11 protein-coding genes and 1 pseudogene are annotated in these 14931 nt (G+C 38.7%); 1 reads left to right on the top strand and 11 read right to left on the bottom strand.

Annotated features, from left to right (window positions below; genetic code table 11):
* Window positions 1-27: 27 nt before the first annotated feature.
* From RDN93_RS01620 to RDN93_RS01595, 6 genes and pseudogenes are all read right to left on the bottom strand, one after another.
* Entirely contained in the window at window positions 28-978 is a 951-nt protein-coding gene (locus RDN93_RS01620) for a glycosyltransferase family 2 protein (protein ID WP_308743922.1), read from the bottom strand.
* Window positions 975-1355, bottom strand: a complete 381-nt coding sequence (locus RDN93_RS01615) for a GtrA family protein (RefSeq protein WP_308743921.1) — start codon at window positions 1353-1355, stop codon at window positions 975-977. The genes RDN93_RS01620 and RDN93_RS01615 overlap by 4 nt, the downstream gene beginning before the upstream one ends.
* 9 nt (window positions 1356-1364) lie before the next feature.
* Window positions 1365-3341 (bottom strand): sulfatase-like hydrolase/transferase, encoded by a 1977-nt coding sequence (locus RDN93_RS01610; RefSeq protein ID WP_308743920.1) that lies wholly within the window; start codon window positions 3339-3341, stop codon window positions 1365-1367.
* Window positions 3342-3357: 16 nt separating this feature from the next.
* Window positions 3358-5193 carry an ABC transporter ATP-binding protein gene (locus RDN93_RS01605; protein ID WP_308743919.1) on the bottom strand — a complete coding sequence of 612 codons (1836 nt, stop codon included), beginning with the start codon at window positions 5191-5193 and terminating at the stop codon, window positions 3358-3360.
* Between the two features lie 190 nt (window positions 5194-5383).
* Window positions 5384-5524, bottom strand: a pseudogene (locus RDN93_RS01600) (ATPase); the annotation flags it as partial.
* Between the two features lie 60 nt (window positions 5525-5584).
* On the bottom strand, window positions 5585-7672 hold the full coding sequence (locus RDN93_RS01595; RefSeq protein WP_308743918.1) for a BT4734/BF3469 family protein: 2088 nt from the start codon (window positions 7670-7672) through the stop codon (window positions 5585-5587).
* A gap of 608 nt (window positions 7673-8280) precedes the next feature.
* Here RDN93_RS01595 and RDN93_RS01590 point away from each other — a divergent pair.
* Window positions 8281-8892, top strand: a complete 612-nt coding sequence (locus RDN93_RS01590) for an HU family DNA-binding protein (RefSeq protein WP_308743917.1) — start codon at window positions 8281-8283, stop codon at window positions 8890-8892.
* A gap of 280 nt (window positions 8893-9172) precedes the next feature.
* On the opposite strand, the gene RDN93_RS01585 is transcribed toward RDN93_RS01590, so the two are convergent.
* The 5 genes from RDN93_RS01585 to RDN93_RS01565 all read right to left on the bottom strand — a co-directional run bounded on the left by RDN93_RS01585 (window position 9173) and on the right by RDN93_RS01565 (window position 14926).
* Window positions 9173-10147, bottom strand: coding sequence for a glycosyltransferase (locus tag RDN93_RS01585; protein WP_308743916.1), 975 nt, complete (start codon window positions 10145-10147; stop codon window positions 9173-9175).
* Window positions 10148-10162: 15 nt separating this feature from the next.
* Window positions 10163-11968, bottom strand: coding sequence for a thiamine pyrophosphate-binding protein (locus RDN93_RS01580; protein ID WP_279096590.1), 1806 nt, complete (start codon window positions 11966-11968; stop codon window positions 10163-10165).
* Between the two features lie 18 nt (window positions 11969-11986).
* Complete coding sequence (locus RDN93_RS01575; protein WP_308743915.1) at window positions 11987-12925, bottom strand: glycosyltransferase family 2 protein; 939 nt, start codon at window positions 12923-12925, stop codon at window positions 11987-11989.
* 185 nt (window positions 12926-13110) lie between these two features.
* Complete coding sequence (locus tag RDN93_RS01570) at window positions 13111-13872, bottom strand: glycosyltransferase 87 family protein (RefSeq protein ID WP_308743914.1); 762 nt, start codon at window positions 13870-13872, stop codon at window positions 13111-13113.
* 667 nt (window positions 13873-14539) lie between these two features.
* Window positions 14540-14926: a GtrA family protein gene (locus tag RDN93_RS01565; RefSeq protein WP_308743913.1), complete on the bottom strand. Its 387-nt coding sequence runs from the start codon at window positions 14924-14926 to the stop codon at window positions 14540-14542.
* Window positions 14927-14931 lie beyond the last annotated feature (5 nt).

Raw genomic sequence — 14931 nt, 5'->3', positions numbered from 1 at the left:
AGAAGAATATCGGAAAGAAGTAAACCCTTACAGGTTTACTTCTTTTTCTATCAGATAACGCGGACGGCGTTTTACTTCCTTATATATTTTACCGATATACTCACCGATAATACCGACAGCAGTCAGAATAGCTCCACCGATAAACCACACGGAGATAAGCAACGAAGTCCATCCCCTAATAACATCCCCACCGATAAACTCTACCAAAGCGTAAATGATGGCAAAGAAAGAAACCAGCATAAAGATAAGCCCCGAAGTTGTAATCAACCGCAACGGTTTGACAGAGAAAGAAGTGATACCATCCAACGCAAAATTCAGCATCTTCGTGAATGGATATTTGGATTCACCGGCAAAGCGCTCTTTACGGTCATAATAAACAGATGCAGTGGCATACCCCAAAAGACAGACCATTCCGCGAAGGAAAAGGTTACGTTCCGGAAAAGAAACCAATGCTTTCAAAGACCGTTTGCTCATCAGGCGAAAATCCGCATGATTATAGACAATCTCTCCTCCCATTGTACTCATCAGCTTATAAAACAGTTGCGCTGTATGTTTCTTAAAAAATGTATCCGTCTTACGTTCTCGTCTGACGCCGAATACCACATCAACACCTTGTGAAAAATAATCCACCATTTCTACAATAGCATTCACATCATCCTGCAAATCGGCATCAATAGATACAGCGGCATCATAATCACTGCCTGCCACCAGCTCCAATCCGGCCCAAAGAGCCTGTTGATGACCGACATTGTGTGCCAATTTCAAACCAGCCACGCATATATTCGATTCAGACAATTGCTCTATCAATGGCCAGGTCAAATCCTTGCTTCCGTCATCGACATATAATATCTTTCCTTCAGCTATCTTCCCTTCCTCCTCCATTCGGGTAAGGACACCAGATAATTGCCGAGTCGTCTCTTTCAACACTTCTTCCTCGTTATAACAAGGAACCACAATTATAAGTCTCACACCATTCATAGCTTTTTATGTTTAAATACAAACCGTACTAACAGGAAATTCACAGGAATCACTATCGCAAATACCGGAATAGGAGCCCATGTCTTAGAAATACCCAAATATAAGAAAATATTCAGTAAAATCATGTGCAACAGGAAATTTATCAGATGTGCTCCTCCCATTCCTGCCAGTTTCTTCCACGAAGGAGACGTTCCGAAAGTAAAATACGAAGTCAGATAAAAGTTCACGATAAAACTAATTATATATCCAACTGCATAAGCTACATTCACATTGGCGACCGACTTCAAGCAATAATAAATCCCGTAATGCAGCACTGTGGCTATCACACCAACCACACCAAAGCGCACAAATTCTCTAACTACCGATTTTGTTACCATAGAATACATTTATTTAACAGCAGCCCTGTCAATGGTCTTGTGTTCTTTCACCATCTGTTCCGTACACTGCAACATCGAGAAACAATAATTCTTCAGTAGTCCGAAGCCTTCGTCATCGGCAGCAACATGCAATTTTTCATTTTCCAGTTTATACTTAAATTCCTGTTGATTGTCTGGAGAGTAAATAAACAAATGAGTCAGATCTCTTGCTCCAATAAGGTTATCTGCCGTGAAAAACATACACGGACGTTCTTCTTCGAGAAGATTCACACCAAAGTTGTTCTGCAAATAGCTCATATTAAGCATTCCCAATAAAGTAGGAGCTACATCTATTTGCCCTCCGAATCCATTGTGTACAGTCGGCGGAATATCTTTTCCGTAAATCATCAGCGGAATATGGTTATAAGATTGGGGCATCTCACATTCCGGTGTACCCACCATCTTACCGTGGTCACCCAGGAATACAAAGATCGTGTTATCAAACCACGGTTGTTTCTCCGCAGCATCCATAAACTGCCGGATAGACCAGTCGGCATATTCTACAATCTGCTCTTCCAGCTTTTCGCTATGAGGATGGAAGTAAGGGGGAATGACGTAGGGCGGATGGTTGCTGATAGACAGCAATACGGTGAAAAAAGGCTCGCCCGTATCTGCTTTTTCATTTAATATCGGAAGTGCATACTGATACATGAAATCATCCTGCACGCCAAAACTGTTCACCACTTTTTCCGAAGGATAATTTTCCTGCGCATAGATTTCATCAAATCCGTTGGTACGAAGAAACGCATTCATGTTGTCATATTGAGACTCATGCGTCATAAAGAACAAGTTACAGTACCCATTATCTTTCAGCACAGTGGGCAGTCCCGAATAGACAGGAATCACCGAACCTTTCATCGCATTCCGTTTCATTATTGCAGGAAAGGAGAAAAGCGTAGAATAAATGCCGTGATTCGTATGAATGCCCGATGAATAGAAACGTTCAAAGCTCAATGACTGTCGGTATAAACTATCCAGATATGGGGTCAACTTCTTATCAGAACCGAAACTACCCATCAGATTGGCAGACATAGATTCCATAAATATCAAAACCACGTTTTTCCGGTTGGGCACTCCTTCACGCTCCACCTTCCGGGCAATCGGAGAAATATCCGCCACACCTTTTCTTTGCAGGTAGTTTTGTACTTGTTTCAAAGCTTCCTGTTCCGACATCAGATGCAGCGTCCGGTTCTCTTTCCGGTTATCATCCAACGTACTTGTGAGCAAGTTAAAGACTGGATTCACCCCCAATTGATTCAGGAACGGGTCATCACAGTAATACGCCTGACTTACCTTAATCGGATTATACCCTGTGCGACCCCGGATACCAAACAAACATAACCCTACACAAACAGTTCCTAGGGGAAGTATTGCCAATCGGCTTTTCCACGAAATCCGAGATATCGTTGTCTCGCTTCGGCGATAAAAATATGAGGCTAAGAAAAACACTCCCCAACCGAATAATACGATAGATAATATGCCCAGAAAGATTGGAAAATAGTAGGAAGATTCACCAAACACCATGCCGGCAGTTGTTCCACCATATCCAAACCAGTTATAAATTGAAGAATTGATAGTCTTAAAGAAATATTCAAAATAGGGAATATTAGCCGCAGCTATGATAAAAGAAAGTGAATAAAACAAAATGAAATAGACAGCTACCGACCGGAACAGCCACTTGGCCGTATAATTGAACAAAGCCGTTATCCATACTGCCACCAAAGGCAGCAATAGGATATAACATGCTATCACATTATCAAACCATAATCCACGCACAAAGGCGACCGACTTTAAAGCAAGGTCGCCTTCAATATCTGCCGGGAACTGATAATCAATGGAACAAAATAGTGTAAGTCGAAAAACAAAGAAAAAAAGCAAAGCTACTACATGTATTGACAGTAAATACAAAAGGTAGTATCCAAAACGTTTTATGGAGAATCTTTTCATCTGGTTTCAAACTCCATTACAACTGCTGCATATCATGCAGGCGTTTATAGTAACCGTTCAGTTCTATAAGCTCTTCATGCTTGCCACGTTCAACAATCTCTCCTTCATACAACACGCAAATTTCATCTGCATTCTTGATAGTAGAAAGACGATGGGCAATAGCAATCGTCGTACGCGTCTTCATCAAGCGTTCCAGCGCCTCCTGCACCAGACGTTCTGACTCCGTATCCAAAGCCGAAGTAGCCTCATCAAGAATCAGAATCGGCGGATTCTTCAAAATAGCACGGGCGATACTGATACGTTGGCGCTGACCACCGGACAACTTTCCGCCACGGTCACCGATATTCATATTATATCCTTCCGGTTTCTCCATAATGAAATCGTGCGCATTGGCAATTTTCGCGGCTTCCACAACCTGCTCCATCGTTGCATTTTCCACACCAAAAGCAATGTTATTGAAGAACGTATCATTAAACAGGATAGCTTCTTGATTTACATTACCAATCAAACTGCGTAAATCGGCAATACGTACATCGCGGATACTTGTCCCGTCGATAGTAATATCCCCTTCCTGCACATCATGATAACGTGGCAATAAATCCACTAAAGTAGACTTACCTGACCCCGACTGTCCAACCAATGCGACAGTCTGTCCTCTAGGAACCGTCAGATTTACATGTTTTAGAATCTCCCGCTTCCCATCATAACTGAAACTAATATCTTTAAACTCTATTTTATCATTCAGTCCTTTCAGCGGTTTCGGATTCGGGATTTCCTTAATCTTATTTTCAGCTTTTAGAATCTTGTCCACACGCTCCATTGAAGCCAATCCCTTCGGGATACTATATCCAGCCTTGGAGAAATCTTTCAATGGATTGATTATACTATACAAAATAACCATATAAAAAATAAAAGTCGAAGCATCAATAGAAGAACTATCACCCAAAATTAATGCACCTCCAAACCATAGCACAATCACAATCAACAATGTTCCTAAAAACTCACTCATTGGATGTGCCAAAGATTGCCGTATGGCAACTTTGTTGGTCGCATCACGTAATTCATTGCTGCATTTCACAAAACGTGCAATCATCTTACTCTCAGCTATAAATGCTTTTATAATGCGTAAGCCTCCTAAAGTTTCCTCTAACTGAGACATCGTATCACTCCATCTCTCCTGCGCTTCAAGTGAATCTCTTTTCAAACGTTTACCAACTTTTCCCATCAGCCATCCCATACCCGGTAATACAAGTATAGTAAACAAAGTCAACTGCCAGCTAGTCACCAATAAGGTGGTAAAATAAAAAAGAATTAATATCGGATTCTTCAACAACATATCCAAAGAACTGGTAACAGAATTCTCCACCTCACTCACATCACCACTCATACGGGCTATAATATCTCCTTTTCGTTCTTCTGAAAAAAAGCCTAATGGCAAATGCATAACTTTTGTATATACTTTTATACGAATATCACGCACCACTCCTGTACGTAAGGGAATCATTATAGCCGAAGAAGCAAAATAACACGAAGTTTTCATCAATGTCATAAATGCAAGGAATAATCCCAAAAACAACAAAGCCATTGACGCTCCATAGGACTGTATGATCTGCGAAACATAATAATAGAAGTTATTTACCACAACATCCTTTACATCTGCACTTCCCCATTCCATAAAAGCATAAACGTTTTCACCCGTTCCTGTCTTGAATAAAATATTCAATATTGGAATTAATAAAGTAAATGAAAAGATATTGAATACGGCAGACAATATATTGAGGACTACGGCCCATCCTATATACTTTTTGTAAGGCGACACAAAACGTCGCATCAGTTGTAGGAATTCTTTCATTATTTATGATAAAATGAGTTAAGATCGCAAAGATACAATAAAACTGATTAACTGACAGCAGTTTCACCTAATTATTAACGCGATTTATCGGGAAGCACCTTCGAGAAAGTGACAGACATATAGCCATTGAAACCCTAGACACCAGTATTTCACACAATAACTTTCTTTCAACCAAATACCTAAAAAGCGTGCGCCGGGTAGAGACAAGAGCCAGACTATTCCCGTTCATCACTTCACGCACCAAACGTTCACTCTCCTGGTGACGATCACAAAAATAATCAGCAGATACACGTCCGCTTGTTATAAAGGGATTTCTTATCATTGTCTTCATACCTCTTCGTTTTATTACGCAAAGATAATTATTATAAAATAATAAAGTCTATATGTGCTGCTAATCTTTTTGAGTAACAGCCACCACATGATAATAAACCCCGTGCGTCTTCCTATACGACTTCACTCCCAGTCTTCGCATAATCCGTCCGAAATAATTAACCTGTCCGGGAGAAAATTTCATTTTACTCGCCTTTTGTATCCGTTGCAATATATCCGCAGCAAGCATCCATTCCCCTTCCTCGTCATCTTCCGCAATCCGATAATACACCAGGAATAACTGCTCTATAGCCGGCGACTGTTCAAACTCCTGATTAGCTTCCATCATAATAGCTTCTTCCTTCTCGTCGAACCAATACCGTTCATTATGATATAGCGCCGCCATTGCCTGTGCATAAAGCTGTTCATAGTCGACAGGACGGACAACATCAATCACGCCCGTCACCTCAACACCTAGATAACGACGACTACCGGAAGTATCCGTCAGCAAATCCTTATGATTACTTGTTCCGATAAAAGAAGCATATCGGCGAAGTTCCTCCACTGCCGAAGCATTCGGACGACGCGTATTTACGACAGGCTTTTGCAGAATATGTTTCAGAAAAGGCTGCTGAGTAATACCAATCTGATCAAACTCATCCATATTAATCAGCAAGAAGCGGTTCAGGTACAACTCCGCATCCCGTTTTCGGCTAAAATCAATACTATCCGTATAGTACGCCTGCAAACACGGCGGAAGAATCAAACGGCAAAACGTAGACTTCCTGTAAGCCTGCGGGCCTACCAATATAGGTGAAGTGCTGTTCGCATGATTTTTTCCCAACCCACGCCAATGAGCCACCATGCTAAGAAACCAACGACGAAACAATTGCGCCCAATGAGGATTGCTACAAGGAACCCGTTTAGCCAAATCACCGATATGATCCTTTCCATCCCAGTGAGGAAGTCCATAAAGAAACTCCTCAACAGGCTGATAGATTGGCACACGATCCGAGTTCAGATAACGCACCACATCTTTGTCCCACAGTTTAAGTCCTTCGTATTGCGCATTCATCGTAATGCTTGCCATCAACCGCCTGTCTACCGGACGAAAATAAAAATCAAAGCTGTTCCGCTGCCGACACTCCACCTGTGAAGTCAACTGATTGAAGCGGAACTCATAGCGCCGTTTCATAAACTCGTCCATCTGCATTACAAATAGCTGTTCCGGCAGCAAACTGCTCTTATCGGCAAATCCTTCGCAAGTGCGATACACATTCTTCACCGTCTCCCGAATCAACAAATCATCATTCGGCAAACGATAATGAGCGCGGGACCACCTCACTGTATCCTCTTCAGGAATACCGGCACGAAAACAATGCCCAGCCAAGCAAACCAATAAAGAATGTATATCATTTCCCGGAGAATAGCTCACCTGCTCATCCAGCGCACGGGCAAAAGCCGCCTCAAAAAGCACAGAAAGCGCATGATGCTTATCATATCCCGGCGCAAGCCGTTGCATGGGCGAAGCTTCCGCCTGTACCTGTTCACGATAAGTCGTTTCTCCCGGCATAGCCATCGGCTGTTTCATATAGATAGGCATCGACTCGGGATTGAAATATAAATCCGGATCAAAAGTCAAACGGCAATATTGTTCCAGCGAAGGTTCTTTCAGCTCAATGTCGAAAGGAAGCTGAGGTTGATAGAACTTCACGGCAAGCCGATAAGCATGTGCATGAAAAAGCTCCGCCTGTTCGCGGTCAGCAGGCAAAAGGTCATTGGGATAGGTGAAGCGCACCCATATCTTTACCGACTTTCCGGACGAACCGGTAAAAGCAAGGTAAGTCTGAGGCAACTCCTTCACGCGTTCTTTCACTTCATCTGCTTCCATAAGCCCAGACAGATTATTCACCTGAATCATCACAACCCCATTGTACTCATCCATCGTCATTATTCCATTCTTGCGGACAAAGGCGGCTGCAGGAAGTAGCTTCGGCACTTTCTGTACATAGTCATTTTTATCACCTGGAAGTATATAAGGCAGGACTTCTCTCATTCCCGAGACGAGTTGCGCTTTGGTTTCCACTTTCATTAGCTCTACGAGCTGTTCGATTTTTAACGTCCGCAGAGTGTTCACTTTGCCGTCGTCTCTGATTTGTGTTATTCTCATTACTTATTTAGTTTGTCCTGCATGTTTTTGTGTAGGGCGATTATTACCACGCACAAAAGTACTGTAAATATTCCACACAAACAAATTTTAAAAGCACTTGTTCCACCTTTCGCTACTAGAAAAGATTTTTCAATTTCATTTCTCATATTCTCATCGTTTTCGGATAAAGCATAGGTAATCAAACAGATACACTATGAGAAATACATTTTCCAGTAGGCATTTCTCATACTTTATCCTATATTCCGACTCATAATCCGCCTATTTCTCATTGTATTTCAGGGTATTTCTCATAGTCGGCACAACCCTATCCCTCTTATGCCAGCCAACCTTATTTTGTATAAAGTCAAGCTATTATTTACGTGTAAACAACTAAACATTTACTTGTTTTTCACCTAATATTGTCGTATCTTTGAAAGGATATCCCAACCGTTCCACTACAGTAGACAGACCTGTTCACTACAGTAAAAAGTTCTGTCTACTAGAGTGCAACAGCCTATCCACTGGAGTAGAACGATAAAGATGCCGGTAAGAAAATAAAATAATGAAGGCAAGATGTAACAACAACCTAAGTAACATAACATATAAACCATTATTAAATTAGAACAGAAATGGCAATACAATTCGAGTTTTATAAGAATCCCCAACCTGCAAAAGAAGGGGAAGAACCAAGTTACCACCCCCGGGTGGTTAATTTCCAGCATGTCACCACCCAAAGACTGGCAAGAGAAATCCATATGGCAACCACTTTCGGAAAAGCAGAAGTAGAAGCTATGTTAATGGAGCTAAGTAGATGCATGAGCAATCATCTTCGCGAAGGTGAAAGAGTACACCTGGATGGAATCGGCTATTTTCAAATCACGTTGCAAGCCACCGAACCCATACACTCACTTACCACTCGTGCGGACAAAGTGAAACTTAAATCCATCAACTTCCAGGCTGACAGAGATTTGAAAAGTTCGTGCATGGCCACACATCTACGACGTTCAAAATATAAACCGCACTCCGCATCTCTTTCAGAAGAAGAAATTGATCGGGAACTCACTGAATATTTTGCAACGAATCCCGTATTAACCCGTACTAATATGCAGTCAATTTGTTGCTTCACTCAAAGTATGGCCAGCCGACAAATACGCAGATTGAAAGCAGAAGGCAAGTTGCAAAATATCGGGAAACCTACGCAACCTATTTATATACCAGGACCGGGATATTATGAGAAATGAATCCAATAAGTATGAGAAATGAGCAAAATTAGCGTCATTTTGCGGAAAAACTATGAGAAATGCTTGTTTCTGAAAGTATTTCTCATAGTCTATTTCTCTTATTATCTGATGTTTATATTAAAATCATGAGAATATGATAAATGAAATACAATTATATCCCGAGAGGGTGTTGAATACCGTTTGTAAATTACAACATTTTTCAATGCAAGTAGTACGATACATAAATTCAGAGAGAAGTCGGCAAAAGAATGCCCTTACCCAACCTTCTCTCTTAAAATAGTTACCGTCTTTTAAACACACTTCTACGAAACGATTTTAAAGTTGGCAATAAACCACTTCTTTGTAATACTTCCAAAAAACGCCCCTTTATCTTCAAATATTTATAATAAGGAACATTTCCGAAATATTCATTCAAAACGTTTCTTGCAGTTGACATATCAAAAGAAACTTCTTTCTCCAAATAAAGATATTGAATAATTCGGCTACCTACAAAATGCGACAGAACACGATATTTATCATATTCAATAGTTTTTTCTGAGATAAGCCCCCTCTCCATATATATTTTATAAATACCGTAATAGTTCACAACATGAGGAATAAAGAAAGCATAGGACATCTTTTTATTAGGCACAACCAAAGTTTCATAACAATGATAGTTCACAACGAGTGACTTTCGCAATGAGACCTCATGTAAGGTCCAATCCATTTGCGCCAATTGAGTCTTCCATAATTCATCATCATACCGAAGCTCCTCAAAGTTCTTCTTCCAAACACCAAAATTCGTAATCCAAGTAATTTTATTATTAATTATACGCACAAACGAATCCACATTTTCGATTTGGACTTCTTTTGATCTGCGATAAGGCTTCCGGAGATTCGAATAAAAAAACAAATTAACATCTTCACTTTCACATTTGCGTATGTAATCCTTCATTATTCCTAATCCGCCTACCTTGAATAATATATAATCATTCAATAACTTCAGATAGCGACCTCTTCCTCTAGAAAGAGCTAAATAAAAATTCCGGTCTTGAACATTTTCCGAGTTACGATAATATTTAATATTAGGATACTCAGAAGCCATTCTTCGTATTTGTGCTTCTGTATCATCAGTAGAACAATTATCAGAAATTACAATCTCCACTTCCTCATTAAAATCCGGATCATGTACGACTCGTTCCAACATCACAGTCAAAGTTCCCACCCTGTTATAAGTAGGAATACAAAGAGAAAGTAGTATCGTATTATTACTCATAAGTAGCCTGCCTAATTAAATATGACAATATATACATTTCTCCTGAAGTTCATCAGACATAAAAGGAGCCATTTTCTCTAAAGGAGCAGAAGACATTTTTCCATTCTTATCCATAAAAGAAGCAGACTTCGGATAAAGGGTCTGAAGCGGGTGCATCTTTATCTCACAAATATATGCTCCTTCATACTGAAGAACAGCAGCTATTGAACTTTTTAAAGAATTTCCTTCCTGATTTAACCTGACAAAAGGAATACCATAAGCATTAGCTATCTTTTCCATATCAGGACAGACCACTCCACTACCAGGATCACTTCCTATATAATGCCCTTGAAAGAAAGACTGCTGAGTTGTCTTGATAGCCAAATACCCTTGATTCTCCAATATAAATACTTTCAGTGGAATACGATAAGTCAACAACGTCTGGAGCTCTTGAATATTCATTTGAACACTTCCATCTCCCGTTACAAGAATTGTACGACCTTTGCCATTAGCAATTGCCGCACCAATAGCAGCAGGCAAGTCATACCCCATAGCCGCACAACCTTGGTTTGCAAATACACGTACTCCTCTATTTACTTTCATAGCTTGATAGGTCGAAGTATAGGCCGTACCATTTCCAGTCACCACTACATCCCCCTCACGCAACTGTTTAAACAATTCATCAGCAAAAACATATGAACTTATATATTCCGGTATAGAAGGATTATCATCAAACAAAGTCGGCAATTCTTTTTCAATCGCACGTCCCCAACTTCTCCAATGTTCAAAAGACGGAAGGCATGTCCCAGCCAATTTAGTCTGAAAGAGATCCAGAAAATCTCGTAAATCTGCATGAATTGGCAAATCAATAGAAAGAGTAGGTTTCTTCAGTTCATTTTCGTCAATATCGACCATCACTTTGTAAGCTTTGGGAGCCAATAAGTCATATGCATAACTTATCTGCCTGATGCTCAAACGAGTTCCCAACACAATCAACAAATCCGAGTTCTGTACCATTATATTACCGATACGATCTCCGCATATTCCAGGTTTTCCAAAACACAAAGGATGGTCATGCCAAATAATATCCGATCCACTAATAGCAGTCACGACAGGCACATTCAGTTTTTCTACGATCGACAAAAACTGATCTACCCTTCCGGCCAGACGCACTCCATTACCAACATAAACAACCGGACTTTTCGCTGCCTGAATCTTTTGAAGAAGCAATTCTACACATTCTTCTTTTAACAGAGGAGCTTCTTTTTCTATCTCTTCCGATGAGAATTCACGCAATTTTTCTTCGTCAATAACAGCTCCCTGAATATCTAATGGCACATCCAACCATACCGGACCTGGGCGGCCATTCAAAGCTAAAAAAACAGCCTTATCAAGATAGTACTTTATATCCAAAGGGTCAGTCACCATCACTGCCATTTTAGTGATAGGTTTCACGATATCAACTATATCAACCTCCTGATCACCCAATTGCCGAAGATTTAATTCAGGACACGCACAAATTGTAGTACTTTGCTTCACTTGCCCCGATATATATAATGCCGGGATTGAATCACACCACTGTCCTAAAACCCCTGTTAAGGCATTCGTTCCACCAGGTCCCGTAGTTACATTAGTAACACAAAGTTTCCCACTTGAACGATAATAGCCTTCCGCTGCAATTGCCGCTGCCTGTTCATGGTGGTTACAAACATACTTAATATGTTTATTACGTCCAATTGCATCATTAAGATGCATCGCACCTCCACCTGTCACTAAAAATACTTGTTCTACACCATACTGAGCATACAAGTACTCAAAAATAAAGTCGCTTACTTTTACCACAGCCTATTTTTTTAGTTATTAAAAGTTTACTCTTTCGCGTTCTATCACTAAAGGACGTTTTCTTACTTGTGTATAAATAGCACCGATATATTCTCCAATAATGCCTATAAACAACAACTGCACAGAAGAAAAAAAGAAAAGTCCGATTACCAGTGGAGCCATCCCCACACTAAAGCTATCCCAATAAACCAATTTATATACCAAATAGACTAACCCTACCAATAAACTAATTAAAGCTACAATAAATCCAATAAAACTAGCCATGCGGAGAGGAAGTTTTGAGTGATTCACAAACCCCAGCATTGCCATATCATAAAGAGTATAAAAGTTATTCTTGGTTTTACCCCTTTGACGAACCGGCTGAGTATATGTAACAGTACAATAATCAGCTCCTAATTCTGCGACCATTCCTCTAAAATAAGGATATGGATCCTCAATACTCCGAAGAGTATTTAAAAAAGACTGAGCATATAAACCAAAACCTGTAAAGTTACTAATATGTTCCGTAGAAGAAGACTTTGCCATTAGCTGATAATACATCTTCCTCAGCGCAAACATAAGCGGGTTTTCTTTACTTTTACTTTTTACTCCTAATACAATTTGGTGTCCTTCTTCCCACCTTTTAATAAAATCAGAAATTAACGAAGGAGGATCTTGCAAATCCGCAACCATCAATATCGCAGCATCACCAGTTGCCTGTAGCAACCCATAATAAGGAGAACGTATATGTCCAAAATTCTTAATATTCAATATTAACTTAACATTCTTATCACTCTTCGCCAATTCACGCAAAATGTCAATAGTGCCATCTTTAGAAGCATTATCTATAAAAATATGTTCATAGGTATAATCAGTCAAAGCATCAAACTGCTGTTTGACTTGATTATAGAGTTCACGTACATTCCCTTCCTCGTTATAGCAAGGAGTTACAATACTTATTTTTTTCTTTACCTCCATAAGGTTGATATGTTAAAAATTAGGTTAGGTTATATTCAATTATTAAGTCAAACACAACTTGAATCTAAATTGTAAGAAACAAAAGTAGAGAGAATTAACGAATTATCCAAAATGTTTCATGTAAACCTAACCTCAACCAACAGAAAAAGTCTCATATAACATTATCTCAAAGAATAAACAACCAGTCAAACAAGTATTTTCGTATTAACTTTCTTCTCAAACAATAACTCCCGAGTTGCCATTACAAGCAAAACAAGCCAAAGTAATATAGCACCTACATTATTGATTACATGAGTAGCAACATTTATCGAGCTTGGCATTTGTATCGGAAAGAATATAATAATAAACAGAAAAGAAACTAGAAATAGCGTTCTAGGTGCATTTTTTTTCAACTCTACAACAAATTGCAATCCTATAAAAATTGGAAATAAATAAATTACATTATATGCAAAAGCCTGTTGTGGAAACAAACAACAAAACATTGATAGCAAAGCTATTTTAATAAAAGAAGAGTTAACCTTAACACTCAAAAGAAGCGTGTATCCCCCTAAAAAATAGGTCATGTATTTTCCAATAGAATAAAACAGAAGTTTATGTTCCAACGGTAATTTCTCATCAATCTGTAGCAACAGAGGAATTATGCCATAACGATAAACAGAAGAATCTTGTCCATAAGCAGCAGTTTGTGCTACAACATTATTGTATAATTGCCTAATATTATCAAATCCTCCTTCAAAAAAACAAAAGGGCAGCAAAGCCAACAAGCAACAAATAGAAATATAATAAAATAATAATTTATATGATTTTGTACATAAATAATACAGACCAAAAACAACAGAGAACACTTTCAATACTGAAGCAATAGCCAAACAAACAGCCGCAATCCATCGACAGTTTTTAGTATCCTTAAACAAAAGAAAATAGTTAACGCACGCAGCTGAAAGCAATATCTGATTCCCTCGTTCTAATACGTATAAATTAGCTGCAGAAAAAAAACAATAAATAGAACCTGTGTTACATTACATCCATTTTTTTACATAGCAAATAAAGAGAATGAAAAAAACATAAAGAGAAAACAACATGAAAAGAAATCCACTAACTAATGCTGTCCCATTCGCCCAACAATCTGATAAAGTTATCCCAGAATAATTAATCATTCTAGTAAACGGATATAAAATCAAATAAGCAAATGGCAAATAATTCTTATTCAAAGTCCCATTAAGTTCATTAAAATAGGGATCCTTATCTGCAATATAAATTAATGTATTGAAAAAATCAGCAAAGAAGTCTCCAACTCGCAAAAAGAAAACATTCATTTGTGTTGTTGGATCTACAAATAATAGGATAATCCACATGCATGCTATTAAAGACATGCAATATATAAAATTCTGGTTATTGTTTATTTGTTTCATTTTTAATCAGGAAGTACTAGATCCATTTTTCAATATTTAACAAATTATTATAAATCAAAACAGAAGCTCCCTTCCCTCATATTCTATATAATTAACTACAAGCACAAACAATTAACCATCATTTACATATGATAATTAAAACATCAAAAAGGCTGTTGTATAGAATAGATTCTATATTGTTTCAGTCCTGCCGCAATTCTTTTTAATTGAAAACAAATCGTTTTTGCAGAACAAATGATGCAATCGCAACAATAGGAGTAACAATTATACCTGCAATATACTCATTTAAATCGGACAATTCAAGTAACAAATGTATTAGCCCTATATTTATAAAATAAACAATAACATAAGCTGCTACAAATTTAAAAATCAATCGATTCTTTGTGTTTCTGAAAACAAAAGTTCCGATTGTTTTAAAGTTAAATAACACCCCCAATATAGTACTCAATAAGACAGCAACACGATAAGGTATCCCCCAATAAACAAAAAGACAATATACTCCCACACCAAAAGCTGTATTCAATAGACCAATTAATACAAACCGAATAAATGTAACATCAATAGCATGTGAAAATATCTTCATACTCATTAGTT

The organism is uncultured Bacteroides sp. (assembly GCF_902491285.1).
Taxonomy (GTDB): domain Bacteria; phylum Bacteroidota; class Bacteroidia; order Bacteroidales; family Bacteroidaceae; genus Bacteroides.
This window is presented reverse-complemented; position numbering and strand designations above follow the sequence as displayed.

What these genes read in the sequence shown, in the direction of transcription:
- RDN93_RS01620 (WP_308743922.1), bottom strand. Translation starts at nt 978, where the DNA reads ATGAATGGTGTGAGACTTATAATTGTGGTTCCTTGTTATAACGAGGAA.
- RDN93_RS01575 (WP_308743915.1), bottom strand. Translation starts at nt 12,925, where the DNA reads ATGGAGGTAAAGAAAAAAATAAGTATTGTAACTCCTTGCTATAACGAG.
- RDN93_RS01595 (WP_308743918.1), bottom strand. Translation starts at nt 7,672, where the DNA reads ATGAGAATAACACAAATCAGAGACGACGGCAAAGTGAACACTCTGCGG.
- RDN93_RS01585 (WP_308743916.1), bottom strand. Translation starts at nt 10,147, where the DNA reads ATGAGTAATAATACGATACTACTTTCTCTTTGTATTCCTACTTATAAC.
- RDN93_RS01605 (WP_308743919.1), bottom strand. Translation starts at nt 5,193, where the DNA reads ATGAAAGAATTCCTACAACTGATGCGACGTTTTGTGTCGCCTTACAAA.
- RDN93_RS01610 (WP_308743920.1), bottom strand. Translation starts at nt 3,341, where the DNA reads ATGAAAAGATTCTCCATAAAACGTTTTGGATACTACCTTTTGTATTTA.
- RDN93_RS01615 (WP_308743921.1), bottom strand. Translation starts at nt 1,355, where the DNA reads ATGGTAACAAAATCGGTAGTTAGAGAATTTGTGCGCTTTGGTGTGGTT.
- RDN93_RS01565 (WP_308743913.1), bottom strand. Translation starts at nt 14,926, where the DNA reads ATGAGTATGAAGATATTTTCACATGCTATTGATGTTACATTTATTCGG.
- RDN93_RS01590 (WP_308743917.1), top strand. Translation starts at nt 8,281, where the DNA reads ATGGCAATACAATTCGAGTTTTATAAGAATCCCCAACCTGCAAAAGAA.